Consider the following 26,489-nt stretch of genomic DNA (forward strand, 5'->3'; position numbering starts at 1 on the left):
ACTAATCAGAGCTTATTCCAAAGAAGAGCGCACAGAATTGCTTGGCGGCAATAGCATTGTGGACCCACCTGACTCCATACCGAACTCAGAAGTGAAACGCAATAGCGCCGATGGTAGTGTGGGGTCTCCCCATGCGAGAGTAGGACACTGCCAGGCACCAAATAATGTTGTAAATATGCATATTTGCATAGCGCTGTAAAAGCACAATGTATCAAAATTGGAGCGGTAGTTCAGTTGGTTAGAATACCTGCCTGTCACGCAGGGGGTCGCGGGTTCGAGTCCCGTCCGTTCCGCCACTATTTTAGGGGCGTAGTTCAATTGGTAGAGCACCGGTCTCCAAAACCGGGAGTTGTGAGTTCGAGTCTCTCCGCCCCTGCCATAAAAAACAGACAACTGCTAGAGAAATCTAGCAGTTTTTTTTTGTCTGTTTATCTGAAAATGAATGAAACTTAATTATTTTCCCTCACTTTTTTGCGTAAGCCCACGGTTATTAAAGAATCTATTTGTAATTTTATATCCAATAAACTGAGTATAATTCCAACTCAACAATGATAGCGCGCTGATTGATGCGGCTGTTCTAAGAACACAAAATTAGCTGCTGGTGAAAACTGTATTGCAATACTTTTTGATTAAGTTCCTAATAGTCAACATCGAGAGCACGTGCAAAATAACGTTTAAATTAACTCTTTTAATTATACAATAAACATACAGTCATTAAATAAAAAACAATAATATTAATCGGTTGATTTGGCGTTGATTTAGAGTTTAATATCATGATATTTTTAGGTAGGTAGCTAACTAATGGCCTTCACTCATATTATTAATAAATTAGTCTCTTATTGTGAAAGTAATACAAAAAAATATGATGCCGTATTTCAAGAAAATAATAAACAAGGGGCGCAATTTTATACTCAACTAAAATCAGAATTAGAGTCGAAGGTTATCAATTGGAAATGGGCTAAAGGTAAGATGTTTAGTCCCGAACCTTTTTCATTTCAAGAAAAAGGGTACAAACAAGGTGAATGGTTAGATAATCAACCTGAAGATATTACAGGTTTTTATTGCTATGGGCTCGATATTAATAATCGAATTATAATTGAACGTAGTGGATTCTATTACATTGGTGATAAAACTAAAAAGCTTGTCTATTATGAAACTTTTTATCATTATAATCTGTTAAATCAAGTCATTCAAAGTCTCTGTTTTTCATTTGATGTTGAAAAATACCTGATTAATCAATATTTCTTTGAATATGAGAATGACAAATTAAGATATGTTTATAGGGTATATAATCAAAATCAACATGAAATTAGCACGTTAGATTATTATTCTGTTGAAAATAAACAATATCTAGCCAAATATAAATTTGATATAGCTAAAAAATCGTTGGTCAATTCAAATTACATTGCTTATCGATATACACAAAACAAACAACTAGATACTATCGAACGTGTTTATGACAATACGACAAAACTTCTTTATAAAAGACCTAGAAATGAAATTGATGTCAATGCAGTAAAGGCTTGGCTTATAAATTATATACAGACACTCGTAGAGAAAAATAAACCTACAGATAAGATCTATAGCTTTTTTCTAGAGTATGAGTATTGGGATAAACTCCCTCCTTATCTTTGTTATGGCTATCAATTTTATAGGGATGAAATGAGTAGTCAGGATGGTTTTGATTTTTATTGTCTGTGGAATCCTTCTGAATTTCCGGCTGGATGCGATTTACCTTATCCCTCTGATGTTAGTATTCCTTTAAATGTTTTTTTATTTCAACAGGAATTCCAATATGAAGATCAGAATAAACTACTTTGTGAAGTCGCTATAGAGATAAAAATCTGGCTAGAACAAAATTATGGGTATCTATTGACTGATGATTTTAGTGTAATGCTGTTGCATTTTAACTTAGATACATTCAATCAATTTTTTAAACTAATCAACCCAGAAATATACGAAAAACTCAAATTTAAATTTGAAAATTTCTAATAACTCAAATTTGACATGTGGATATATTGATATCTCATTTTGGGTGAGTTCATAACAACTTGTATGATCTTCATTTCAGGTGACGTTTATGAAGATGGCTATTCTTCAAGTGTGAGGCGCTTGAGATACGCTGCTCAATGCAGTACTAACCTAAGCATATCGATTAACCACTAAGTGATAAAATTAAAGAGACCTATTATAATTTAAGCTTGTAAGTGACTTAAGTCAGTCGATTTATAAAAGTAAACGCTGGGGCTCTTTTATTTTCCCTTAGTCAAAATTCTATGGCTAAATAATAATCAAGTGCAGTGAGTTCAGCTTGTCTTTTTAGCATTCATCCTTATTAGCGTAAATATCCCTCTATAGACGGCACACTAAATGTATTTATATGCTGATGAATTTTTGAAAATTATATGGGGTAATAAGCACTTTATTGACTACAGTTTTCCATGTGAATGCCCCTGGTTATTGTGTTAAGTATATTTCATAATAGTGTTTGTCATTTTACCAATAATCATTACTAACATGAATCAACTAATAATCATGTTATACTTTACTCACTAAAATGGATATTTAATTTAATACTTGCAAGGATTAAGCAATATAATTGTTTTAGGTGTATATTTTAATATACGCCTAGCAAATAGAGATACCACTTGATTATTAAGTGAATGCTTATTTTTTTGATAAAAAGGCTTGCAATATATGAATTTAAAAAAAGTAATGGCATTATATCGTCTAATTTTGATTGTCTTGGGATTATGCTTATTCTCAAGCAAATTAGTTGCCGATGTTCCAAAATCCTATAGTTATTTAAAATTAACAGTAAGCGATATCTATCATCCATTTTTATCAGAGATCAATCAAAAAGAGTGGCGTAGCGCATTACTCGATACACTCGTACTTAAAGATGTAGAATATACTGATCGTAGACAAAATCAATTAGAGACCGAGTCATTCCCTATTGTTTTTAGAGATGAAACGACCGTCATATTTCAAATCCCAGTCGATAAAACAGAAATTGATGGACCACCTCTTAGAGCAGCCATATTAAATTATTCAAAAGACAATTTTAAATCGTTTTACTCCTTACCTATGTTTACTGAGCATGTTGTATCTTGCAGTGATGTTTCGCGAACTGTTGTTCTATATATGGGGAGTTCATCTATGGGAATCCCAATAGTTGATGGGTGTACTGTGACTCCTGTCATGTATTTGTTTCAATATGAGATTAATGATGATATTAAACAATTAGTTAAAAAACAGGATATTCAGATTTTTTCTAATGAAAATAAATATAAAATGACATCCGATGCATACGAAAGGTTGTTTACTCTGTTTTACCCTGGTTATGGGTATCCTAAACGTATCACGATAGATGAAAACACTAAAGGTTGGTCTAAACTTATTTATATTCCAGACAGTTTTTATGCAAATTATCTTAAAGACGAAATTGAAAATTTAAGTAAAAATAATGTAATTTTATCTGAAAAGTTTAGCATTGCAGGATTTACATTGCACTCACTGAATGGATCAGCTACTGGTTCTGAAGCTCAAAGAGCACACATGGTTAGCTTATTGAATTCAAATAATAAATTTCAATCTATTGGTAATAATATTGAATTAGCATTCCAATACGGTGCCTTTATTACTTACCAAGAGAATGTTATTGGATTTGAGATTAGAACTGAATGCGGTAGGCGTTTACGTGGTGTTAAACTCGATATCACTGACACAAGTACCTGGAAAATTACTGATGATATTGAAAACGCTGGCGCTGCAAATATGAATAAAAATGCATGTAAACGTATTTTTGATAATATGGACTTTTATACTAAGTTAACGCCAAAAGTGCTTGATCAACATCTGAACGAGCTTGTTACATCAATTGAAATTATGCGCAGTGAAAGACCTATAATGCCTGAATATCAATGGGGAAATGATGTAGTTATAGGGGATTAAAGTTTAAATAATTATTCGAGTACTTAGAAAAAAATATAATGCAGAACTAAAAAAAACTCGGAGTGGTATTTTGTGGTCGCCTTCTTATCTTGTAGAAGGTTATGGTGGATTACCTACTGCTGTGGTAGGTCAGTATAATGAACAGCAACGTACGCCTCACTAATGACTAATGGGGCTGCGAGGCAGTCCGTTCTTACATCTCTGTCCTAAAGGGCAAATATGTAAGCATTTTTGATAAAATTGATGGACGCTATCATATTTGACAATCATTAACTCTCGAATGACTGCTTACTTCTGTTAAGGCTGAATGAATGCATTGAATTGTAATCGTTAATTAATTCACGAAATTGCTGCAATTTAATCCTATCGTGAATTGATTTGAGTACAAGATGGGTTCGCCTCACCAAGTAGTTGATTTTAATTAATGATTTTTAAGGTTTGATCTGTAGTGGTAAGACAGTTTTTTTCGAAGAGGTGTAGGTACAATGAAAGAAGCACCTTATTTATTTAAGTAAGGTGCTTCTTGTTATATTGTTTATGCCATTAGAAGAGTATTCATGCGTTTAATGAATTGATTTGGGTCTTCTAATGTCCCTTTTTCAGCAAATAGAGCCTGATCTAATAATAACTCAACCCATTGGCCGAATTGCTCTTCGTCTTGTTCGTTTCCAAGACGTTTAACAAGTGCATGTTCTGGGTTTAGTGAGAAAATATATTTTACTTCTGGTGCTGCTTGCCCTGCTGCTGCAAAAAGCTTAGCCATTTGTGTCGACATTTCATCTGAGTCAGTTGTGACAATCGCTGGAGTATCGGTTAAACGGTGTGTTAATTTCACTTCTTTAACACGATCGCCTAAGTATGTTTTGACTCTATCTACCACTGGCTCTAGTGCTTTTTCTGCTTCTTTTTGCTCTTCGGTTTGATCAGCTAGATTATCTAATGATTCATCAGCTTTACTGATTGATTGGAATGATTTTTCCTCAAATTCAGTTAAGTAACTCATCATCCATTCGTCAATTCTGTCAGAGAGTAATAATACTTCGATACCTTTTTTCTTGAATAATTCAAGATGCGGGCTGCTTTTAGCTGCTGCATAACTATCAGCTGTAATATAATAGATTTTATCTTGCCCCTCTTTCATACGGCTAATGTAATCTTCTAGACTAACAGTTTGCTCTGAAGAGTCAGTATGAGTTGAAGCAAATCTTAGTAGCTTACCAATTAGGGCTTGGTTTGCATTATCTTCTGCTGGCCCTTCTTTTAGTACTAAACCAAATTCTTTCCAGAATGATTGATATTTTTCAGCATCATCTTTAGCTAATTTTTCAAGCATTTGCAGTGAACGTTTTGTCAGTGCGCCACGTAAAGATTGAGTTACTTTATTATCTTGTAATATTTCACGCGATACATTAAGTGGTAAATCATTTGAATCAATCAAGCCTCTCATGAACCGTAAATAGTTAGGCATAAACTGTTCAGCATCATCCATAATAAAGACACGTTGTACATAAAGTTTTAAGCCACGTTTATGCTCACGGTTAAAGAGATCCCAAGGGGCTTTTGAAGGCACAAAAAGTAAGCTTGTGTATTCTTGCTTACCTTCTACACGGTTATGGCTCCAAGTAATAGGATCTGCGTAGTCATGAGAGATATGCTTATAAAATTCGGTATACTCTTCGTCTTTAATCTCACCTTTGTTACGAGTCCAAAGTGCTTGTGCTTTATTTATTTTTTCAAAGCTGATGGTTGTTGTTGGCTCTTCATTCTCATTTTCAGGCTCTTCAGTTTTCTCTACTTGTAACTCAACAGGTAGGGCAATATGGTCTGAATATTTACTGATAATAGAACGCAGACGCCATTCACTTAACAATTCATCTTCTTCAGGGCGTAAGTGCAAGGTAATTTCTGTTCCTCTAGACGCTTTTTCTAGATTCGCTATTGTGTACTCGCCTTCACCTTGAGATTCCCAAAATACCCCTTCGGTTGCAGGTAGCCCAGCTGCACGAGTTTTAACCGTCACTTTATCAGCAACGATGAATGCAGAGTAAAAGCCAACACCAAATTGACCAATAAGTTGGCTATCTTTAGCCTGATCAGATCCCATTGATTCTAAAAATGCTTTTGTACCTGATTTAGCGATAGTACCAAGATTTTCAATCACTTCATCTCGGCTCATCCCAATACCATTATCCTCTAATGTCAGTGTACGTGCTTCTTTGTTAAAAGAGATGCGCACTCGTAGCTCGCCATCCCCTTCATAAAGATCAGGTGTAGATAATGCTTTAAAACGGAGTTTGTCCGCAGCATCAGAGGCATTTGAAATTAATTCACGAAGAAATATTTCTTTATTTGAATAAAGAGAGTGAATCATTAAATGTAATAATTGTTTAACTTCAGATTGAAACCCACGGGTTTCTTGGCCTTGCATTGACATGAATTTCTCCTAAATAATTAAGATAGATAATTTATAACATTAAAAAGACGTAAATTAATTTACGCATAATATAAAACAGGTTGACTGAATCAATTTAAACTGTAAGGGCTGCTTGTGCAGCGTTGCATAAGTTTATTTTTTGTTTAAATAGCACTAAGTCCTAAAATACTCTTTATAAGTACTATTCATAAACACTATCGATTCTTAAGTTTATTAGACACAAGAGGTTATTAAACTTAATTCGATTAACAATCTTCTGTTAATCTTTTTGCATATCCTATTTGTGGGGGCAAATTAGTGAATTTCAAGTCATAGACTTGGGGCGATTACTCAAATTAGGCATATTTTGTCAAAGTATCTCAAACTTATTCTTTTGAAACATTACGCGGTTTCATCTTTAATATTCCTAGTTGAGGGTAAGCTGATTTTATTGGTAACTTGTGCATAAAAAAGGTATGATTTATTTATTATTGTGCTTAAGTGCACGCTTCATTATTTAGTCAATCCAATTGGAGTTAATATGTCGCTGTCTGAAACTACCCCCGTAAGTGAAAAAATTCTATTTATCGATCGTGATGGGACGCTCATCACTGAACCTCCTGTTGATTTTCAAGTTGATAGATTAGATAAACTTGCATTTGAAAAAAATGTTGTTCCTGCATTATTGAAACTACAAGCTGCTGGATTTAGATTAGTTATGGTCACGAACCAAGATGGATTAGGTACTGACAGTTTTCCTCAAAAGGATTTTGATGCGCCGCATCAATTAATGATGCAACTATTTACTTCCCAAGGTATTGAATTTGATTCTGTGTTAATTTGTCCTCATAAGCCAGAAGACAATTGTACGTGCCGCAAACCTAAAACTCTTTTAGTTGATGAATATATGGCAACCTTTATCGGTCATAATAAAGCTTGGGACAAACATAATTCGTATGTTATAGGTGATAGAGAAACAGATGTCCAACTGGCGAATAATCTCGGAATCACAGGGCTTAAATATGATCCTGTTAGTTTAAATTGGGATCATATCGAAGCGCAATTAACAGCTAAGAATAGATACGCACATGTTACAAGGGTCACCAAAGAAACATCGATTGATGTTAAAGTTTGGTTAGATAAAGAGGGTGAGAATCAGATTAAAACAGGAATCGGTTTTTTTGATCATATGCTTGATCAGATTTGTACGCATGGCGGATTTAGATTACACGTAAATGTGGCAGGTGATTTGCATATTGATGATCATCACACTGTTGAAGATACTGGGCTTGCACTTGGAGAAGCGCTATTAAAAGCACTTGGTGATAAGCGTGGTATTGCTCGTTTTGGTTTTGTCTTACCTATGGATGAATGTTTAGCCCGCTGCGCATTAGATATTTCAGGTAGACCACATTGTGAGTTTAAAGCTGAATTTAAGCACCAACGTGTAGGTGATTTAAGTACCGAAATGGTTGAACATTTTTTCCGTTCAATTTCTTATGCCATGATGAGTACCCTTCATTTAAAAACCAAAGGTAAAAATGATCATCATAGAGTGGAGAGCCTGTTCAAAGTATTTGGCCGGACACTACGTCAGGCAATTCGCGTGGAAGGAAATGTCTTACCGAGTTCAAAAGGGGTTTTATAATGCCAATTAAGCCTAATATTGTTATCTTAAATACAGGCTGTGCGAATTTAACTTCTGTTGAATTTGCGCTTAAGCGTTTAGGTTATACTCCCGTAATCAGTGACGAGCCGAGTGTTGTGAAGCGTGCTGATAAGGTCTTATTGCCTGGTGTGGGCACTGCAAAGGCAGCTATGGCTGAGTTAGCAGGCCGTAATTTAATAAGCTTAGTTCAATCATTAACCCAGCCTGTTTTAGGCATTTGTCTCGGTATGCAGCTTCTAACTTCATTTAGTGAAGAAACACAAGGTGTGGCATTATTAGATCTGATTCAGGCACAAACACAGTTGATGAAACCGAATGAATTACCGATACCACATTGTGGCTGGAATACACTTAGTGCGCATACCAATCATCCCTTGTTTGAGGGGATCTCAAAGGACGCTTATTTTTATTTTGTCCATAGTTATAGCGTGCCTGTTGGCGAATATACACTTGCGACTACAGAGTATGGTGGTGCTTTTAGTGCAGCTATTGCCCATGATAATTTTACCGGTGTCCAATTTCATCCTGAGCGTTCAGGGCAAGCTGGAGCAAAATTGCTGAAAAATTTTATTGAGATGTAGGATACTTGAATTAATTATGATAAAGCATCATGTAAAAAGCCTAATAGATGAGTCAAGTTTAAAAGAACGAGTGAATACATTAGGAAAATCGATTACGACACATTATGAATCTCTTATCCCAGCGGAAGCAGGCCAACAATTAGTGCTTGTAGGATTGCTTCGAGGTTCATTCGTATTTATGGCAGATCTTTCAAGAGTAATACAATGCCCTCACTCAATTGATTTTATGACCGCTTCAAGTTATGGCTCTGGAACAAAAAGTAGTGGTGATGTCAAAATTTTAAAAGATTTAGAAGATGACATTGAGGGTAAGCATGTTTTAGTCGTTGAGGATATCATTGATTCAGGTAATACACTCAGTACAGTTAAACAAATTTTAGCTTTGAGGAACCCTGCATCTTTAGCCATTTGTACTTTACTTGATAAACCTTCAAGGCGCGAGGTTCAAGTTGATGTGCAATGGGTAGGGTTTAGTATTGAAGATAGATTTGTAGTTGGATATGGTATTGACTATGCTGAACATTATCGGCATTTACCTTACATTGGTGAAGTCATTCCTGATTGATTTGCGCCGTGACCTTTCATACAAAAGGATTTGTTAGAATTTGCTGATATAGAAGGTACTGGTTCTATTTGATGATGTACATCACACAGATAATAATAGAGTTAAGGAGAGAATATGAATATTAATTTAAAATCAGCATGGATGGTGTTATTTGCCTGCGTAACCTTGTTTATTGTAGGTTGCCAAACACAGACGGTTGAACCTACGCCTGAAACACCTGTCACAGAAGCAGTTGTTCCTAAAGCGCCGATTGTTAATCCGTGTCCTGAATGTGGACAAAAGCAAGAGTTTAGAGGTGAGTTTGTCTATTTTGCTGACTCAGCGATACTTCAAGTTTGTGGTTCTGGTATGCCGCTTGCTGTGTTAGCTAATCCGAAGATGCAGCTTGCTTATGAGTTACACCGAAGTGCTCCTGAAGCACCACTCTATTTTGTTGCTACAGGCCAAGTTGAATTAAGACCTTCTATGGAAGAGGGATTAATGCAAAAAGTCTTAATTATTGATGGGGATAATTGGTACTTTGATGCGAGAGGGCGCTGCCAGTAATCTTAACGTTTTTGTCATCTTTTAGGATATATTATCCGTAATAACGAAAAAATGGCAGCGAGTATAATCATATGCTGCCATTTTTAATGTTAATTTTGCCCTGTATAACACTAATGATGCTTAAGCTCAATGTTTCGGTCTGATAGTTTGGAAGTTCGTAGAGTGTATGTGATTGATTGCAATCTTGATAAGTTAAGTTCGAGGGCTCTTACACTAATATGCTAACCATGTACGCATAACACTCTGAATTTCATCATTTACCGTTTCTATCGGCAAACTTGCGTCGATCGTTTTGATACTCTTATCGTTTTTAGCAAAACCTAAATATGCAGCTCTAACACGTTCAAAAAAAGACATTGCCTCTTGCTCAATTCTATCTAGTTGACCTCGGTTACGGGCTCGTGCTAAGCCAATTTCGGGGGGAATATCTAGATATAAGGTAAGATCAGGTTTAAAATCTTCTAAAACGAGTGTTTTTAACGTATTCATAAATGTTGTATCAAATCCTCTTCCCGCTCCTTGATAAGCTTGTGATGAAAGATCATGTCTATCTCCAATCACAAATGCGCCACGTGCTAAGGCAGGTTTGATAATGTTTTCTACTAACTGGATTCTGGCAGCATAAAGCACGAGTAATTCGGCTTTATGAGTTAACACTTCGCCGTTAAGCTCTGCTTTAAAAATAGCTCTCAGTTTTTCAGCAAGTGGGGTTCCGCCTGGTTCTCTCGTCTGTACAATCTCGATTTGTTGCCCTTTAATCAGGCTGAGTGCTTCTATAGCTTTGACGATTTGAGCTTGAGCGTTGCTTTTCCCTGCACCCTCTAACCCCTCTACTACGATAAATTTTCCTTGTGTCATAAGACCGCGCTTTCCTTTTTCTTTAGACTGTTAAAAGCCAAGATCTAGACTATACAAGATAATGGATTGTATTCTCTATAGTTTAGATCGTTAGATTGTTTAATCAATTTTATTTGTCTTTCAATCCTTTGATATATTTCTGTACGGCATTATTATGGCCTTTTAAATTTTCATTAAAAGTATGACCGCCTTTACCATCGGCAACAAAATATAAATAGTTAGTTTGAGCTGGATGGGCCGCTGCTTCAATGGAAGCTTTACCTACTAAGCTAATTGCTGAAGGCGGTAATCCGTCAATTGTATAGGTATTATATGCAGTTGGTGTTTGTAAGTCTTTTTTAGTGATATTACCATTATAAGCGCTTCCCATGCCGTAAATGACAGTTGGGTCAGTTTGTAGTCGCATATTTTTATTCAAGCGATTGACAAACACTGAAGAAACAGTTTCTCTTTCGCTGGCAATTGCTGTTTCTTTTTCAATAATAGAGGCCATAATCAGCATTTCTTCTTTTGATTTGTAGGGAAGATTTGGCGCTTTATTTGCCCAAGCACTATCAAGTGCAGCATTAAGGTTAGCATGTGACCGTTTTAAAATGTCAACATCCGAGGTATTAGCAGTATAGAGATAGGTATCTGGGTATATCCAACCTTCTGGAAAAGTAGATTCAGGTAGGTCTAGAACTTTGCGAATATTTTCATAAGAGTAGTCAGTCAATGTATGTTTAATATGAGGTGCTTTAGAAAGTGTTTCAAGCGCATCACTCAGACGAGTACCTTCTGTAAAACGGATTGAAAACTGAGCTTCTTTTCCTGCCACAAATTGTTCTAATAATGCTCTTGTTGTGAGATTAGGGGCAATACGATACGTCCCAGCTTTAGTTTTTGCTAGTTCTGGCTCTAATCTTAATAACCACTGAAACCATTTAGCTGATTCAGGTGCAATGATGTTTTGCTCGACGAGTAGAGATTCAAGCGCTTGACGACCTGTGCCAGGTTTGATTTCTAAAATTAGCTCTTCGGTAATTAAAATAGGTGCTTTGCCAAGGGCAATTACTTTTTGATAAGCCATATTTAGGCATGCAAGTAGCGCAAGTAGAGCAAAAAAACAAATAATCAGAAAACGTTTTACCATAGTTTTTGTTTGTTCCAAACTGAATGTCAATAATTAGCTCATCGCGTGGTGCAAATGAGCCATAGCAATACAAAGTCGAAATATACAGATATCACTATTTCCCAGCAAGCAATTGTGGGAAAAGGTAAGGCCAAGCTTCTCTTTTAAGGGGCGAATAAAACCATCTTTGCGTTGGTGAGACAACGACATGATTAATTGGAATTAATGGCATTAATGCATTGCTTAACATAACCTCATCAGCATTTTGTAATGTTTCAATAGGTTCCCGAACAATTTCTATCTGCGCAAAACCCGATTTATTGAGATGATCTATGACTCTTTGTCTCATCAAACCATTAATGCCGCATTGACTCACATCAGGAGTAAATATTTTATCCCCTTTGCGCCAGAAAATATTAGAAGCTGAGGCTTCAACGATACAACCCTCACTATCTAATACAATACAATCTTGAAATACTGATTTTTCTAATTCACGTTTAATCAAGACTTGATCTAGGCGATTTAAGTGTTTTATTCCTGCTGTATGGGGAGTATGTCCTAATCTAATCGGACTAATATTGACATCGATTCCCGTTTTTTGCCAACCTAAATAGTGTGAAGGAAAAGGTGTTAGAGAAACGATTCTATTGATATGATTACAGCCAAGTGGACTATAGCCTCGTTCGCCCTCTGCTCTTGTCAGTATGATTTTTAATACAGCTTCATTTGCAAGCGCAGTATTATTTTCAGCGCGCATTAAGGCAAATGCTTCCATCGCAATAAATTCGGCTAAGGTATCCCAATTTATGTCTGGAAAGTGAAGTCTTTCACAGTCATCATGCAAGCGTGCTATATGAAAATCAAAATAGAGCACATTTTGGTTAATAACATGTGCTGTTGTGAAACATCCATCACCGTACTGAAGCCCTCTATCTAATGCGCTGATATGTGTAGTTTGTATACCATTAATCATCATTGCCATAAAGAATTACTCTGTTTTATATTATTTGAATTATTATCTAAGTACTTATTTAACAAGAATTAATTGAGATGCTCAATGTATGTTCGATAATGTACTTGCTTATTTATTTGTTACTTACTATTTGTTTGATTATGTCATTTACTATGGAGTATTTAAAACCTTATATTTAAGGTTGAATCAAAATTAGTGCTTATCACAATTATAGCTAAGTAATGAAAGTGGGTATGTGATAAACTATTTAACAGCATAGTTAAAATAGTGTAGACAGATGAATATCTACTTAGGAGAACATGTTTAAACCCATGTAGTTGAATCTATCGATGCTTGCAAGATATTTATACAAGTTGATGCTAATCTAAAAGTTAAACATAAATAGGCGCTAGCTAATTTATGTGTTTTTTCAATAGTTATCACTTTGTGTATAAATGTATCTCTGTGACTATAATAACGTATTTTTAGGGTTATGATAACAAAAGATAGTTGTCTTACTTAAATAAAATTTAACTGAGTTTTATCTAACACCTGCAATGTGCATATTTATTCTTGATTTTCAGATGTATGTATTTAATGTAAAGAACAGGTTTTAATTTCAAATGAAATTAATTCAAGGATCTATAATCTTTTTTGGTGATTTTTTGCACTCTTATGCCAAATCATTTTTTAATAGGGGTTAAACATGCCACAGAAATTTGCACTAAAACAGTACTTACCAAATAGCAGCCGCTTAGTTTATGGGTGTATGGGATTAGGGGGGAATTGGCAACGATTACCGTTAACAGATGGGGATATTAAACAAGCACATGCTGTTGTTGAGACTGCATTAGAGGCAGGAATGACGTTATTTGACCATGCGGATATTTATACGCATGGTAATGCAGAAGAAACCTTCTCTCATCTATTTAAGCAAAATCCAGCTTTACGGTCAAAAATGGTTTTACAAACAAAATGCAGCATTCGATTTGCTGATGAACAACATGTAGGACGTTATGATCAATCTAAATCCTATATTTTAAAAGCGGTTGATGCTTCTTTAAAACGTTTAGGTACAGAGTATATTGATATTTTATTATTACATAGACCAGATGCATTAATGGAACCTGAGGAAGTGGCGCTAGCTTTTGAACAATTATTAAAAAGTGGGAAAGTTCGCCATTTTGGTGTTTCAAATATGCATTCTGGTCAAATTAAATTATTATCACGGGCGCTTGAGGTTCCATTAATTGTTAATCAGCTTGAGTTGAGTTTATTGAAACATGACTGGGTAGATGCAGGAACAACGTTTAATGATGATCAATCTAAAACTAACCGTGTATTAGGTGATACAATTGAACATTGCCGTTTAGAAAACATCCAACTTCAAGCTTGGGGCTCAATGGCAAATGGACTTTATACAGGTGCTAAGATTGATTCAAATCGATTCAATGACAAGCAAAATGCTGCGCTGTTAGCAACAAAAGAGCTCGTTACAAATTTAGCAAATTTGTATGGAGTTGGTAAAGAGGCGATTGTGCTGGCATGGCTACTTAGGCATCCTGCTAAAATACAACCTGTGATTGGAACAGTTAACCTTGATCGGATTAAAGCATGTGCACAAGCTTTAACGTTAGAGCTTACTCGTGAGCAATGGTACCAATTGTATGTGACAGCAAGAGGACAGGCACTTCCATAATGGTCGGTATATGTCATTATGTAATACTTTGGCGGTAAACTGTTTTACCGCTCTTTTATTTCTTTTTAAATTGATAGATGATTAAATGAATTCAACGCAAACCTCTTACAATATCCGCAGCATTGCTGCTAAAACGCTCACTGAAGTCCTTGAAAAAGGCGCCTCACTTTCTACAGTTCTTCCTCTTATGCAACAGCAAGTTGTGGGTAAAGATAAAGGGTTGTTACAAGAGATCTGTTTTGGGGTGTTAAGATCCCTGCCTGAACTAGATTGGTTTGCGTCTCAATTAATGGATAGACCACTTGATAAAAAACAAAAAAATATCCACTATTTAATTTTAGTCGGATTTTATCAGCTTCACTATATGAGAGTGCCGGCTCATGCTGCGATTTCAGAAACTGTTAATGCAGTTGTGGCACTTAAAAGACCACAGTTAAAAGGATTAATTAATGGTGTATTAAGGCAATTTCAACGCCAGCATCCTATATTACTTGAACGCTTGGCGAACTTAGATGTTCGGTTTTGGCACCCTACGTGGCTACTAACAAAACTGAAACAAGCCTATCCATCAGAATGGAAGGCAATAGTTGAGGCAAATAATCAAAAACCACCTATGTGGCTTAGGGTCAATCCCGCAGCTTATGAGACACAAGCGTATCAAGCAGTATTAGCGGAGCGAGAAATCGAATCGCACATGCAGACTAATTTACCACAAGCATTATTATTAAATGAACCGATTGCTGTAGATAGATTGCCAGAATTTAATGAAGGGGCGGTCACGGTCCAGGATCTTAATGCCCAATATGCGGTATCTCTTTTAGCACCACAAAATGATGAGCTTATTTTAGATTTATGTGCAGCGCCTGGTGGTAAGACAACCCATATTTTAGAGGTTGCCCCTAAAGCAAATGTCATTGCGGTTGAATTAGATGAGAAAAGGGCTCTAAGAATTAAAGAGAATCTAAAGCGTCTACATCGTCATGCTGAAGTGATTATTGCTGACGGTACAAAGCCTAGTACATGGGTTGCAGGTCGGCAATTTAATAAAATTTTACTGGATGCACCTTGCTCAGCAACAGGTGTCATTAGACGACACCCAGATATTAAATGGCTAAGGCGCTCAACTGATATTGCCGATTTGGTTACAACACAATATGAACTATTGAACGCAATTTGGCCATATTTAAAATCAGGCGGGACTTTAATTTATGTGACATGTTCAATCTTACCTGAAGAGAATGATCAGCAAATTAAATCCTTCTTAGCAAAGCATGCTGATGCAGAACATCATCCTCTTAATTTGCCTGTTGGCATGTTTGGTGCCGAACGCGCTTTAGGATTACAATTACTACCTAAAGCTAATATGGGAGATGGATTTTATTACGCAAAATTAGTAAAAAAATAAAAAACAGGTAAGGTTAAAAACGTGTGAATCTAACTCATCAGTTTTTTGAAGGGGAATTTTCCACGCTAAAACAATTTTCGAACAACCATTGTAATAAAAATAAAAAGTGGTAGTCTTACCGTATTGATATAAGGCTCTTAGTATTGTACCCGGTTTGATTTTTATTCTTTTAAACACAGATGAATCTGGAAGGTGAACAGTATGTATGAAAATTTAAAAAGTCTTGGAATTGAAGAACCCACTCAAATTGATAGATATAGTCTTCGACAAGAAGCGAGTAATGATATCTTAAAGATTTATTTTCATAAGCAAAAAGGCGAGTTATTTGCAAAAAGTGTTAAATTCAAGTACCCACGTATGAAACGCACTATTCGCATACATGAAGGCCAAAAAGAAGAGTTAAAAATAATTGATGAAATTCATCCAATTTTAAATCAAATTATTGAAGAATTAGATATTTTATGCATGCGTGAGCAGCAAGAAGTCGATCTTAAACGTAAAATTCTGCATGATTTAAGGCACTTGGAAAATGTTGTTGCGAGCAAAATAAACGAAATAGAAAGTGACTTAAATCGACTTTTAAATGATAAATAAACTAGTCTGGTTGTGTTTAGGTCATTTCTAAATGCAATTACTGATTAATATGCTCTATAAATAACACTAAAGAATTATTTATTAACAAAAACTCTCTTATAAATTGTTAATTAGGTATTTAGAATAAATTGTTTAGATTAAGAAATTGGTTGGGAATGTGTGCATATTTATTTTGAGCGATTAAAACAGCGAATTGATGCTGTCAATCAATTGCGAATTGAGCGTGCTCTTGAAGGCATGCCGGAGTCTTTTCGCCTCGTATATCAACTCATTCCTCTATTTATTCATTTTAATCATCCGGCAATGCCGGGTTATTTACAACATGGTGTACCCTCAGGCGTTGCTGGTTTTATGCCTAATGATGATGATATCACTAGGCTGTTAGAACATGTAGACTCCTTACTTAATGATCCTGAATTTTCACTTCAAACTTTTTGTGAATCTTCAGAGTACATTAATCTAGTTTCCTCTCGCGCAAGTGCTGATTTACAAGCCCCTATTATTGGTATCTATTCAATGGGGAGCACTTCATTTTTAGGTCAAAATAGTTTCTCTGATTTAGATATATGGATTTGTCATCAATCTTGGTTATCTGAACATGAAATTGAACAACTTGCACATAAATGTTCATTGCTTGAGTCATGGGCAAATACACTCAATATTAAACTAACACTTTTTTTGGTAGATGAAAATCGATTCAGACACAAACAAAGCGGCTCTCTTGATGAAGAGGATTGTGGTACCTCACAGCATTATTTATTGCTAGATGAGTTTTACCGCTCAGCAGTAAGACTCGCAGGTAAAAGGTTGCTTTGGTATTTGATTCCTACCGAAGAAGAAGAACACTATGATGAATATGTCACCTATCTTTATTCACAAGGAATATTAGCGCCTAATGAATGGCTTGATTTTGGGGGGATGGGAGCGCTCTCTGCTAAAGAATATTTTGGTGCCAGTTTATGGCAACTGTATAAAAGTATTGATTCACCTTATAAAGCTGTGATTAAAAGTTTATTATTAGAGGCTTATTTTGCTGATTATCCAAATACCACGTTGCTAGCCATGGAAATTAAAAGCCATCTTCATAAGGGGGAAATTATTTCTTCTGGATTAGATGCTTATGTGATTATGTTACGTAAAATTAGTCAGTATTTGGTCAGGCGAAACGATTATAAAAGGTTATCTTTAGTCAGGCGATGCTTCTATTTAAAAATTAATGAAATAGCTTCGTCAGAGGTGAGCTTAATAGAGCAAGGCAGCCCGAAAACAAGTTGGCGTAAACGACATATTATGCAACTAGTGCAAAGCTGGGGTTGGGGGGAAGAAGAGATTCTATTTTTAGATAACCGATCAAACTGGAAAATTGAACAAGTCAAAGAAGCGTACGATGAAATTTTGCATGCAGTAATGGAAAGCTTTAGGAACTTAATTCGTTTTGCAAGGCAACAAGATATTAGTGTCAGTGCCAGCCCTAAAGATATCAGTATATTAACTAGAAAGCTTTATGCAGCTTATGAACAATTACCTGGCAAAATAACGCTTATTAACCCTCAAATCTCTCCAAATTTAGCTGAAAGGCATTTAACGTTTATTCCAGTCTCAAAGGGTAAAGTTAACCGTACTGGTTGGTATCTTTTTAATAGAGCCCCTACACCTTTTCAAATGTTAGGAAGTCGAACGATTGAGTATAGCCTGTATATTAGTAAATTAGTGGTGTGGAGTTATTTTAATGGGCTTTGGGATGAGTCGACTCATATACATATTTTTAATGCTCCTAAAAGGCAGCGTCAAAAAATCACTCAATTTTATGAAGATATTAAGCGGACTTTATCAAAAAATATTGCACCCGCTTCTCCTTCTGCACTGTATGGGCCAGCGGAAATTAGAGAGATAATGATTTGTCTTAATCTTGAGGACGATCCTACACATTTGCTATCAGATGACCAGTTGTTAGAGTCTTACCCTAATAAGTCTCAACGCTCAATGCTTGCGTTTGATTATTACGGCAAACCTATTGCACTAGTTGGGAGTGTTGATGTTGTTTTTCGCAATAGTTGGGATGAAATTCGAACGCTAAATTTTACTGGAGAGAATTCTTTAATTGAGTCATTAGAATCAATCCTAGCAAAAATGCATCAATATGCGCTCACGCCTAGAGTATTAAAAGTATTTTGTTATAGTCAGCATTATGCGAGTGTAATTGCACAGGAAGTCGAGACGCTTTTTAATGAAGCAATTCATCTTCGATTAATCCATTCAATTAAAAAACACGCTACATCTATAAAAGCTTCTTCAATTGATACCACCCAAGGTTATGATAGTTTTAGTGGCCGGCCAATACTAAATTCACAGAGTGACATGAAAGCAGGGGTGAAATTAATTGTATGGGCAGAGCATACTTATGGGTTATTTTTTGAACGAAGAGGGGTTATGATTCGAAAATTAGAACGCAGCCAAGAATCATTTAAATATATTACTGAGCATAAGTTATCAATGTTGACTGGTAATAGACACAATAACGCACATTATTCAAAAATTAGCGATTTGGATGCTAAGGTAGTTGTACCTCCAATTATTGAAAGCTATGCATGCGAAGGGATTATTCAATTCTTTTTTGAGACAGAAGAAGGAAGTCAGCATTTTAATACTTATATACTAGATGAACGTAATGAGGTTGATATTTTTTTAAATTGTGAAGGCTCCCAAGAGGATTTAGTTAAAGATGTCAGCCGATTTTATTCTGCGTCTCATGAGCGCTTTACGTCATCTTCCCATATCATGAGCTTCAACTTACCCCAGTTTTATCGAGTTAAAGTACAAGGCAGTACCCAGACAATACTACCTTATGACTAGACTAATATTTGATTTGAGTTTGAGTCATATTATTATTCAAACCTAAGGGTATCGCCTGATTGCTTAGAGGCTGCTTCGGATAAAAGGTCTAAAAAAGGCTCTCCAGTCCTAACACAATACCAGCCCTGTTTATCTTCATTAAATCCAAAATGATGACCATTGAATTTTGTGGCCATCCAAATTTGATGTAAGGGTTCTTGTTTATTTAAAATAATCTTACTGCCCTCAGGAAAGCTGATTGTCAAGATTCCTGATTGGAACTCATAATCAATATCGGCATCCCCCGTATAGGAATCTAATTGATCTTCTATTTGATGCATTAAGCTATCAACTTTTTCATGGTATTCAAAATCTTGCATGTGTTCCCCATATAAATGAAATAAGTCAAAATAAACTGGAAGTATATAATGCGAGTATATCATATCAATCAGAAGAACATTCATTTTCCGATTTAATCTTAATTCAAATATTAGTCAATTATCATTAATTGAATGACGCATTATAAAATGCTTATTAAAAAGATGAGAAAATAAAATGTAGGTTAACTCACTGCTTTATTATTCAGAGTTTGGTCTAGATACAACAATATGCTTGCATGCATAAGCATGATTAATTATCATCACCGGAATATAAAAATTTAAAGGATATAGTATGACTCAATTGAAAACTTTCATCATGTGTAGTGTTATTTGTCTTAGTTTAACCCAACTTGCAGGTTGTGGACTAAAAGGTCCGTTATATGTACCAACCACTTCCTTAACGTCTGAGTGAAATTAGGTCACAAGATTATGCAATTTACAAAAATGCACGGATTAGGCAATGATTTCATGGTTGTTGATGCTGTAACCCAAAACGTATATCTTTCGGCTGAGCACATCAAAAGATTGTCTGATAGACATAAAGGAATAGGATTTGATCAACTGCTCATAGTTGAACCTCCTTATGATCCTGATGTCGATTTTAATTATCGGATTTTTAATGCAGATGGCTCAGAAGTTGCACAATGCGGTAATGGTGCTAGATGTTTTGCCAAATTTGTTCAGCTTAAAGGATTGATTAAGCGTAATCAGATAAGAGTATCAACGAAAACGAGAAAAATGACTTTGGTTGTCCTTGATAATCAAGATATTATGGTTGATATGGGAGAGCCTCAATTTGAGCCAGCTTTAATTCCATTTAAGGCATTAAAACATGAAAAAACTTATCTTTTAAGAGTAGGGGATAAAACTGTTTTTTGTGGTGCAGTCTCTATGGGCAATCCTCATTGCGTAATCGTTGTAAATGATATTAATACAGCTCCTGTAAAATCCTTAGGCACACAAATTGAAAAGCATGAACGCTTTGTTGAAAAAGTGAATGTCGGATTTATGCAAGTGCTCAATAAAAACGAAATAAACCTCAGGGTGTTTGAAAGAGGCGCTGGAGAAACGCAAGCATGCGGAAGCGGCGCCTGCGCCGCTGTTGCAGTGGGTATCAATCAAGGACTGTTAAATTCAAAGGTCAAAGTGAATCTATTAGGTGGCAGCCTAACAATTGAATGGCAAGGAGAAGGCCATTCATTGTATATGGTAGGTGGTGCAGAGCAAGTATATGATGGAACCATACATTTATGATAATGGATACGCTTGACATCAAGGATGATGAATATTGGATGAGGCGAGCATTCGCTTTAGCTGATAAAGCAAAAATGCAAAATGAAATTCCTGTTGGAGCAGTGCTTGTACAAGATAATCAATTGATTGCTGAAGGTTGGAATCAAATGATTGGTCAACATGATCCAACTGCACATGCTGAAATAGTTGCACTTAGGAAAGCAGGCTTAAGCATTGAAAATTATCGATTGCTTGATATGACACTTTATGTCACTTTAGAACCTTGTATCATGTGTGCGGGAGCTTTGATTCACGCCAGAATCAAACGAATCGTTTATGGAGCCAAGGATTTTAAGACTGGCGCAGCAGGTTCTTTTATTGATATATTCTCACAACAACATTTAAACCATTATATAGAAGTTCAGGGAGGAATTCTTGAACAGGCTTGCAGCGAACAGCTAAGTCTATTTTTTAAAGAAAGACGAGCTCAGAAAAAACGTCAAAAGCAAACCTTTGGTCAAACCAGTGCTTTCAATGAGTCTGCGAGCTAATAATTTTTTAATGTGATGCTTATCTTAGTATTTTTTACAAATGAATCTTGTAAAAACCAATGCTTTCGATTTAAAAAAGGCGAATTTATCAACAATTGAAACAACTTTCTGGGTTGAACTAACAAAATTGATTGCTCAATTTGATTTATTTGGTACAATGCTGCCCGCAACATTCATTCTATGTGCCTATAGCTCAGTTGGTTAGAGCACCACCTTGACATGGTGGGGGTCGGTGGTTCGAGTCCACTTAGGCACACCAATATTTCATATAATCGTTCTGAATATATTCCTCAAATTAACCCCTGAAAAATTTCAAAGTCAATCATTCAAAGTCTATTTCATCATATTATTAAATAAATTGCTCACTAATTACTTGCGGCTTTTATTGCATCATTAATACAAAATATAGTTAGTAAGGCGACATAGCAGAGCTAACTGTTTTTAGTTAAAGTCATGAATGCTGGCGTGTATTCATTTTCAATTTTGTTCTAAATTATGTGAATAAATTGAATTTTGTTTGCCTATTCCTTTGTTATGTATTTAAATCGATTAGCTAACTATATGAAAGTATTTTAGTAATCATTTTGGGATTTTGTGGGGCTTAACTTGCTTATTTCTAATTGAGACAGGCTCTTATTATTTCATACACAATAGTTAAGTATAAAATGTTAGGGCTTGTCTATTACGATCTGGAAATACTTGATTCACGAAATATGCGTTAGACAAAAAAACATATAAAACGGGTGGACTAAAAATGACTCTATATCGATTCGAAACAATTGATTCTGATTTAAGCATAGATGCTAAACATTCGTTAAGAGCGATTTCAAGTCGCGCTGAAATTACGCGAAATCTGTTTTCAGTTTGGTACGATTACAGTGATTTAAAAGCAAATCCTGCTAAAGTAATGTTGGATTTTTTTGATATTGGTTTTCGCTATTCTGAATGGGGGAGTCCTAGTATCTATGTGCGTGTACCGGTAGGCGTGATACCAGAAGTTTTCTTGTCCTCAGATATGAAATGGCTTGATAGTATGTCAAAAAATGATTCATATCAACTATTAGAGTTTTATTTGGACAGTGAAGAGTCGGGCGATTATTATAGCTATGACGATGATGAAATTGACGGGATTATGGCAAGCATAAAAGAACTACGAGATCAAATCTTAAAAGGTGATTATCGTTTATTTTACTTGCTCTGGTTAGATGAGTACCAAGAAGGAAATCTTGGTAAGCTTCCTTTAATTGCATATGACTTTGAGAAATTAAATGCACCTTTAGAAAGTATTATAGATGTTTTTAAACTATCATATATTCCAATAAAAGCGCTTCAACTATTGTTACAAAATGAGGAATCACATCCTAGTAGTATCACGCTAAAAACACAAAGTGACGTGAAAAGTTGGCTTAATTCTCTTTCAGAATTTGATAAGAATAAAATTTTGACTCAATTATTTGAGAAGGGAAGCCTGACAAAATATGAGGCGTTAAACCTTATTGAACCAATCGCAAAGCGTAAAGATACGCCAAAATTTGAGAAATGGTTAATGTTAGATATGTTAGAGCCTTATTTAAATGAAGCTGCCGAGAATATAGAAAAAGCTCATCAGGCAGAAGAATTAGCTCGTCAGATTGAAGAGATGAAAGCACATATAGAATATTTAAATCAATTATATGCAAATAGGGCAAAATTGTGGCTTGATATGGATTTTGAAGCATCGAAAGGATCGGGGGCTGGGTATAACAAGGCAGCTGAGATTTATAAAAAGTTAAAAGAAGCTTATAAGCATTGTGATAAACTTGAAGTATTTAAGCAAAAGCAAGATGATTTTATGGCTAAACATGGGGCACGTAAAATGCTAATCAAAAGGATTGAAGAGGTCTTCAGCCTTCTAGAATAAAAGAAGTAGTAAATTATATTTGATATTTTGATTATTAAATATAAGTCAAACTTTTGTTGCGATATGTATTATTTGAACGTGCGTTTTTAATCTCCCCCCTCCCTTAAAAATGGGGTTTTACGGCATGCAGGATAAAATATTATCATAGTGTGTACGAATAGAGCTCGTTGAATTGTGATTTATCACTTTTTAAATTGATATTCTGATAATGTTGCTTTATAAACTGGCTTGAGTTTCTTATAATAGGTTGAGTGATTGAATTAAACGTATTTTGTAAACCTTAAACTGAGAAGAGTAGAAAAAATGAAAAAAACCAAAATTGTTTGTACGATTGGACCGAAAACTGAATCTGAAGAAATGTTAGGTAAGTTAATCGATGCTGGCATGAATGTTATGCGTTTAAATTTTTCGCATGGTGATTATGAAGAACACGGTCAAAGAATTGTTAATTTTAGGTCAATTCTTGCTAAAAAAGGTGCGTTAGGTGCTATTTTACTTGATACTAAAGGACCAGAGATTCGTACCGTTAAATTAGAAGGTGGTAAAGATGTTACGTTAGTACCAGGTCAAACCTTTACTTTTACAACAGATAGTTCAGTTGTAGGTAATAACCAAAAAGTGGCTGTGACCTATCCTGGATTTGCAAAAGATTTGTCTGTTGGCAATACTGTTTTAGTGGATGATGGTTTGATTGGCATGAAAGTCACAGCTATTACAGCCACAGAAGTCATATGTGAAGTATTAAATGGTGGTGATTTAGGTGAAAATAAAGGCATTAATTTACCTAATGTGACAGTTAACTTACCTGCTTTATCAACTAAGGATAAAAACGATCTTGTATTTGGTTGTGAGCAAGGTGTTGACTATATTGCAGCTTCATTTATTCGTAAAAAATCAGATGTTATTGAAATGCGTGAGCATTTAGATGCAAATGGCGGTCAGCAAATTAAAATCATTTCAAAAATTGAAAACCAAGAAGGTTTAAATAACTTTGATGAAATTTTAGCTGTATCTGATGGTATTATGGTTGCCCGTGGTGATTTAGGGGTAGAGATCCCAGTAGAAGAAGTAATCTTTGCTCAAAAAATGATGATTGAAAAATGTAACGAAGCTCGTAAAATTGTCATTACTGCAACACAAATGCTTGACTCAATGATCAAAAATCCACGTCCTACACGTGCAGAAGCGGGAGATGTTGCTAACGCAGTGTTAGATGGTACAGATGCTGTTATGTTGTCAGGTGAGAGTGCTAAAGGTAAATATCCACTAGAAGCGGTTCAAACGATGGCAACAATTTGCCAGCGTACAGATAGAATTATGCCTGTACGTGCTGATATTCGTAAAGTAAGCCATAAGCTTCGTATTACCGAAGCAGTGTGCTTAGGGGCGGTCGAAACAGCTGAAACGTTGGATGCAAAATTAATTATTGTTGCAACTGAAGGTGGGAAATCTGCAAAATCAATTCGTAAGTATTTTCCTCATGCTTTAATTTTAGCTTTAACCACAAATCCAACCACAGCACGCCAATTAACGTTAGCTAAAGGTGTTATCCCATTGATCTCAGATAAAATAGCTTCAACAGATGATTTTTATCATATTGGTAAAAAAGCGGCGATCAGTTCTGGTTTAGCACAAAAAGGCGATGTAGTTGTGATGGTTTCGGGTGCTTTAGTACCTCAAGGAACGACAAATACTGCATCAGTACATGTTTTAGATTAAAATTTTACAGTAAGAGATTTGCTTTCTATATGCAACACAGTGTAGAATTAGCGCCGGTATCTATTAAGGCGTTTTAAATTATCTCAAATAGTGGTTTAGTTTTAGATTAATTAAAAAAGCGTAAAATAAAACAAAGAAAATTATTTCTTTTTTGCGTGATACCTGCGATAATCTTATCGCTACATGGAAATAATTTAAAATTAATTTTTTTTAGAGGATGTTTATAATGAATCGTAAAATCGTTTTAGGTGCTATCGTATTAGCTTCTACAGTTTTAGCTGGTTGTGCTTCAAATGCACGTGTTGACGCTGTTGAAGGTCAATTAAATTCTATCAATGCTAAACTTGATGGCTTAAGTGCACAAATCGAAACAGCTATCGGCGAAGCTAAACGTGCTAATGACCGTTTAGACAACATGCAAAAGAAATCTTACACTAAATAAGATTACTTAACATGTTTATGGCGCATTTAATGCGCCATTTTTTTTGCCTATAAGAAAGAGTTAAAACCTTTTATGGTAATTTTAAAATTAAAAGCGTTATTTATATTCTTTTGCTATGATGATTTTTTATTAAAATGATCAACTAATTGATCTGCTACTTAATAAAAGTTACATTTTAGGGTATGATATGTAAAATAGTTGAATTGATGTTTGCGAATCAATCGTAAATATGATTACAATGTACGCTAACGTGTTTTTTGAGTAAAAAGTAATTTAAGTTTTAAATTATTGGCATGATTTAATTAATAAATTTAGGTAATGGTGATGCATAAAGCAGCGGAGCTGTACACTTCAACAGGGTCTATTGATAAACGAGCACAATGGGAAAACTTTTCACCATTAGTCAGACAAGAAGCTTTAAGGCTGCAAGTCAGGCTGCCTGCTTCTGTCCAATTAGATGATCTTATTCAAGCAGGCGCAATTGGATTGCTTGATGCACTTGATAAATTTGATGCTTCTTTAGGTACAGCTTTTAGTACTTATGCAGTTCAGCGTATCAGAGGCTCTATGTTAGACGAGTTACGTAGTCGTGACTGGGCACCAAGAAGTGTTAGGCGAAATGCAAGGGATATTGCTAAAGCAATTAATGCACTTGAACAAACTTTATTACGCTCACCTACAGAAAGTGAAGTTGCTGAGTATCTTGGTATTGAAATTCAAGAGTATTGGCAAATGCTTCAAGATACGAATAACAGTCAAATAATTGATTATGAAGAATGGCAAGATGAGAATGAAGAAGACGGTGAACCTGTCGCTTCTCATATTGAGCATGAACAATCCTCGCATAACCCCTTAAAATCTCTAATGGGCGATGAATTAAAAACCCATGTGATGGAGGCAATAGAAGCATTGCCTGAAAAAGAGAAATTGGTATTACAGTTATATTATCAAGAAGACTTGAATCTAAAAGAGATCGGCGTGGTGCTAAATGTGGGAGAGTCAAGAGTATGCCAACTTCACAGCCAAGCAGTAAAACGTATTAGAGCAAAGCTCGAAACATATTAGTCGATATATGTTCCCCGATA

The 26,489-nt window shown here is 35.4% G+C and carries 22 protein-coding genes, 3 tRNA genes and 1 rRNA gene; 21 read left to right on the forward strand and 5 right to left on the reverse strand.

Features of this window, described 5'->3' with window-relative positions; all coding sequences use genetic code 11:
• Nucleotides 1-40 precede the first annotated feature (40 nt).
• From rrf to BMW37_RS05480, 5 genes are all read left to right on the forward strand, one after another.
• Nucleotides 41-156 (forward strand): 5S ribosomal RNA (rrf, locus tag BMW37_RS05460).
• 63 nt (nt 157-219) lie between these two features.
• Nucleotides 220-296: transfer RNA gene (locus BMW37_RS05465), tRNA-Asp, on the forward strand.
• Between the two features lie 7 nt (nt 297-303).
• A tRNA-Trp gene (locus BMW37_RS05470) sits at nt 304-379 on the forward strand.
• Nucleotides 380-801: 422 nt separating this feature from the next.
• Nucleotides 802-1,992: a hypothetical protein gene (locus BMW37_RS05475; RefSeq protein WP_093318430.1), complete on the forward strand. Its 1,191-nt coding sequence runs from the start codon at nt 802-804 to the stop codon at nt 1,990-1,992.
• 705 nt (nt 1,993-2,697) lie between these two features.
• A complete protein-coding gene (locus tag BMW37_RS05480) occupies nt 2,698-3,954 on the forward strand; it encodes a hypothetical protein (RefSeq protein ID WP_093318436.1) in 1,257 nt (418 codons plus the stop codon).
• Nucleotides 3,955-4,489: 535 nt separating this feature from the next.
• Here BMW37_RS05480 and htpG read toward each other — a convergent pair.
• Nucleotides 4,490-6,382, reverse strand: coding sequence for a molecular chaperone HtpG (gene htpG / locus BMW37_RS05485; RefSeq protein WP_093318669.1), 1,893 nt, complete (start codon nt 6,380-6,382; stop codon nt 4,490-4,492).
• Between the two features lie 526 nt (nt 6,383-6,908).
• Here htpG and hisB point away from each other — a divergent pair.
• The 4 genes from hisB to BMW37_RS05505 all read left to right on the forward strand — a co-directional run bounded on the left by hisB (nt 6,909) and on the right by BMW37_RS05505 (nt 9,728).
• Nucleotides 6,909-8,015, forward strand: coding sequence for a bifunctional histidinol-phosphatase/imidazoleglycerol-phosphate dehydratase HisB (gene hisB / locus BMW37_RS05490; protein ID WP_093318437.1), 1,107 nt, complete (start codon nt 6,909-6,911; stop codon nt 8,013-8,015).
• Nucleotides 8,015-8,617, forward strand: coding sequence for an imidazole glycerol phosphate synthase subunit HisH (hisH, locus tag BMW37_RS05495; RefSeq protein ID WP_093318438.1), 603 nt, complete (start codon nt 8,015-8,017; stop codon nt 8,615-8,617). Before hisB ends, hisH begins: the two co-directional genes overlap by 1 nt.
• A 16-nt stretch (nt 8,618-8,633) precedes the next feature.
• Entirely contained in the window at nt 8,634-9,182 is a 549-nt protein-coding gene (gene hpt / locus BMW37_RS05500) for a hypoxanthine phosphoribosyltransferase (RefSeq protein ID WP_093318439.1), read from the forward strand.
• Nucleotides 9,183-9,296: 114 nt separating this feature from the next.
• Nucleotides 9,297-9,728 carry a hypothetical protein gene (locus BMW37_RS05505; protein ID WP_093318441.1) on the forward strand — a complete coding sequence of 144 codons (432 nt, stop codon included), beginning with the start codon at nt 9,297-9,299 and terminating at the stop codon, nt 9,726-9,728.
• Nucleotides 9,729-9,941: 213 nt separating this feature from the next.
• Here BMW37_RS05505 and tmk read toward each other — a convergent pair whose 3' ends face one another.
• From tmk to pabC, 3 genes are all read right to left on the reverse strand, one after another.
• Entirely contained in the window at nt 9,942-10,586 is a 645-nt protein-coding gene (gene tmk / locus BMW37_RS05510; protein ID WP_093318446.1) for a dTMP kinase, read from the reverse strand.
• Between the two features lie 109 nt (nt 10,587-10,695).
• Complete coding sequence (gene mltG, locus BMW37_RS05515; protein ID WP_093318447.1) at nt 10,696-11,718, reverse strand: endolytic transglycosylase MltG; 1,023 nt, start codon at nt 11,716-11,718, stop codon at nt 10,696-10,698.
• Between the two features lie 94 nt (nt 11,719-11,812).
• Complete coding sequence (pabC, locus tag BMW37_RS05520) at nt 11,813-12,679, reverse strand: aminodeoxychorismate lyase (protein ID WP_093318448.1); 867 nt, start codon at nt 12,677-12,679, stop codon at nt 11,813-11,815.
• Between the two features lie 676 nt (nt 12,680-13,355).
• Here pabC and BMW37_RS05525 point away from each other — a divergent pair.
• The 4 genes from BMW37_RS05525 (at nt 13,356) to BMW37_RS05540 (ending at nt 19,200) form a co-directional block, all read left to right on the forward strand.
• On the forward strand, nt 13,356-14,348 hold the full coding sequence (locus tag BMW37_RS05525) for an aldo/keto reductase (protein ID WP_093318449.1): 993 nt from the start codon (nt 13,356-13,358) through the stop codon (nt 14,346-14,348).
• Nucleotides 14,349-14,433: 85 nt separating this feature from the next.
• Nucleotides 14,434-15,753 carry a 16S rRNA (cytosine(967)-C(5))-methyltransferase RsmB gene (rsmB, locus tag BMW37_RS05530; RefSeq protein ID WP_093318450.1) on the forward strand — a complete coding sequence of 440 codons (1,320 nt, stop codon included), beginning with the start codon at nt 14,434-14,436 and terminating at the stop codon, nt 15,751-15,753.
• 201 nt (nt 15,754-15,954) lie between these two features.
• Entirely contained in the window at nt 15,955-16,347 is a 393-nt protein-coding gene (locus BMW37_RS05535; protein WP_093318451.1) for a DUF3461 family protein, read from the forward strand.
• Between the two features lie 159 nt (nt 16,348-16,506).
• Nucleotides 16,507-19,200, forward strand: coding sequence for a class I adenylate cyclase (locus BMW37_RS05540; RefSeq protein ID WP_093318452.1), 2,694 nt, complete (start codon nt 16,507-16,509; stop codon nt 19,198-19,200).
• A gap of 32 nt (nt 19,201-19,232) precedes the next feature.
• On the opposite strand, the gene cyaY is transcribed toward BMW37_RS05540, so the two are convergent.
• Nucleotides 19,233-19,559, reverse strand: a complete 327-nt coding sequence (cyaY, locus tag BMW37_RS05545) for an iron donor protein CyaY (protein ID WP_093318453.1) — start codon at nt 19,557-19,559, stop codon at nt 19,233-19,235.
• A 292-nt stretch (nt 19,560-19,851) separates the two neighbouring features.
• Between cyaY and lptM the strand changes: the two genes are divergently transcribed.
• The 8 genes from lptM (at nt 19,852) to BMW37_RS05580 (ending at nt 26,469) form a co-directional block, all read left to right on the forward strand.
• Nucleotides 19,852-19,971 (forward strand): LPS translocon maturation chaperone LptM, encoded by a 120-nt coding sequence (gene lptM / locus BMW37_RS15490; protein ID WP_245711031.1) that lies wholly within the window; start codon nt 19,852-19,854, stop codon nt 19,969-19,971.
• Nucleotides 19,972-19,988: 17 nt separating this feature from the next.
• Complete coding sequence (gene dapF / locus BMW37_RS05550) at nt 19,989-20,813, forward strand: diaminopimelate epimerase (protein WP_093318454.1); 825 nt, start codon at nt 19,989-19,991, stop codon at nt 20,811-20,813.
• Nucleotides 20,810-21,343: a tRNA adenosine(34) deaminase TadA gene (gene tadA, locus BMW37_RS05555; RefSeq protein WP_425441760.1), complete on the forward strand. Its 534-nt coding sequence runs from the start codon at nt 20,810-20,812 to the stop codon at nt 21,341-21,343. The genes dapF and tadA overlap by 4 nt, the downstream gene beginning before the upstream one ends.
• A gap of 182 nt (nt 21,344-21,525) precedes the next feature.
• Nucleotides 21,526-21,602, forward strand: a tRNA-Val gene (locus BMW37_RS05560).
• A gap of 495 nt (nt 21,603-22,097) precedes the next feature.
• Nucleotides 22,098-23,243 (forward strand): hypothetical protein, encoded by a 1,146-nt coding sequence (locus tag BMW37_RS05565; RefSeq protein ID WP_093318455.1) that lies wholly within the window; start codon nt 22,098-22,100, stop codon nt 23,241-23,243.
• 303 nt (nt 23,244-23,546) lie between these two features.
• Complete coding sequence (gene pykF / locus BMW37_RS05570; RefSeq protein ID WP_093318456.1) at nt 23,547-24,962, forward strand: pyruvate kinase PykF; 1,416 nt, start codon at nt 23,547-23,549, stop codon at nt 24,960-24,962.
• A 226-nt stretch (nt 24,963-25,188) separates the two neighbouring features.
• A complete protein-coding gene (locus tag BMW37_RS05575; protein WP_093318457.1) occupies nt 25,189-25,404 on the forward strand; it encodes an LPP leucine zipper domain-containing protein in 216 nt (71 codons plus the stop codon).
• 324 nt (nt 25,405-25,728) lie between these two features.
• A complete protein-coding gene (locus tag BMW37_RS05580; RefSeq protein WP_093318458.1) occupies nt 25,729-26,469 on the forward strand; it encodes an RNA polymerase sigma factor FliA in 741 nt (246 codons plus the stop codon).
• Nucleotides 26,470-26,489 lie beyond the last annotated feature (20 nt).

It is taken from the genome of Thorsellia anophelis DSM 18579 (assembly GCF_900111395.1).
Lineage (GTDB): Bacteria > Pseudomonadota > Gammaproteobacteria > Enterobacterales > Thorselliaceae > Thorsellia > Thorsellia anophelis.

Coding starts and splice junctions, on each gene's coding strand:
- hisH (WP_093318438.1), top strand. CDS start 8,015: ATGCCAATTAAGCCTAATATTGTTATCTTAAATACAGGCTGTGCGAAT.
- mltG (WP_093318447.1), bottom strand. CDS start 11,718: ATGGTAAAACGTTTTCTGATTATTTGTTTTTTTGCTCTACTTGCGCTA.
- BMW37_RS05475 (WP_093318430.1), top strand. CDS start 802: ATGGCCTTCACTCATATTATTAATAAATTAGTCTCTTATTGTGAAAGT.
- BMW37_RS05525 (WP_093318449.1), top strand. CDS start 13,356: ATGCCACAGAAATTTGCACTAAAACAGTACTTACCAAATAGCAGCCGC.
- BMW37_RS05505 (WP_093318441.1), top strand. CDS start 9,297: ATGAATATTAATTTAAAATCAGCATGGATGGTGTTATTTGCCTGCGTA.
- BMW37_RS05535 (WP_093318451.1), top strand. CDS start 15,955: ATGTATGAAAATTTAAAAAGTCTTGGAATTGAAGAACCCACTCAAATT.
- hisB (WP_093318437.1), top strand. CDS start 6,909: ATGTCGCTGTCTGAAACTACCCCCGTAAGTGAAAAAATTCTATTTATC.
- BMW37_RS05575 (WP_093318457.1), top strand. CDS start 25,189: ATGAATCGTAAAATCGTTTTAGGTGCTATCGTATTAGCTTCTACAGTT.
- pykF (WP_093318456.1), top strand. CDS start 23,547: ATGAAAAAAACCAAAATTGTTTGTACGATTGGACCGAAAACTGAATCT.
- lptM (WP_245711031.1), top strand. CDS start 19,852: ATGACTCAATTGAAAACTTTCATCATGTGTAGTGTTATTTGTCTTAGT.
- pabC (WP_093318448.1), bottom strand. CDS start 12,679: ATGGCAATGATGATTAATGGTATACAAACTACACATATCAGCGCATTA.
- cyaY (WP_093318453.1), bottom strand. CDS start 19,559: ATGCAAGATTTTGAATACCATGAAAAAGTTGATAGCTTAATGCATCAA.
- hpt (WP_093318439.1), top strand. CDS start 8,634: ATGATAAAGCATCATGTAAAAAGCCTAATAGATGAGTCAAGTTTAAAA.
- dapF (WP_093318454.1), top strand. CDS start 19,989: ATGCAATTTACAAAAATGCACGGATTAGGCAATGATTTCATGGTTGTT.
- BMW37_RS05480 (WP_093318436.1), top strand. CDS start 2,698: ATGAATTTAAAAAAAGTAATGGCATTATATCGTCTAATTTTGATTGTC.
- tadA (WP_425441760.1), top strand. CDS start 20,810: ATGATAATGGATACGCTTGACATCAAGGATGATGAATATTGGATGAGG.
- tmk (WP_093318446.1), bottom strand. CDS start 10,586: ATGACACAAGGAAAATTTATCGTAGTAGAGGGGTTAGAGGGTGCAGGG.
- BMW37_RS05565 (WP_093318455.1), top strand. CDS start 22,098: ATGACTCTATATCGATTCGAAACAATTGATTCTGATTTAAGCATAGAT.
- BMW37_RS05580 (WP_093318458.1), top strand. CDS start 25,729: ATGCATAAAGCAGCGGAGCTGTACACTTCAACAGGGTCTATTGATAAA.
- htpG (WP_093318669.1), bottom strand. CDS start 6,382: ATGCAAGGCCAAGAAACCCGTGGGTTTCAATCTGAAGTTAAACAATTA.
- rsmB (WP_093318450.1), top strand. CDS start 14,434: ATGAATTCAACGCAAACCTCTTACAATATCCGCAGCATTGCTGCTAAA.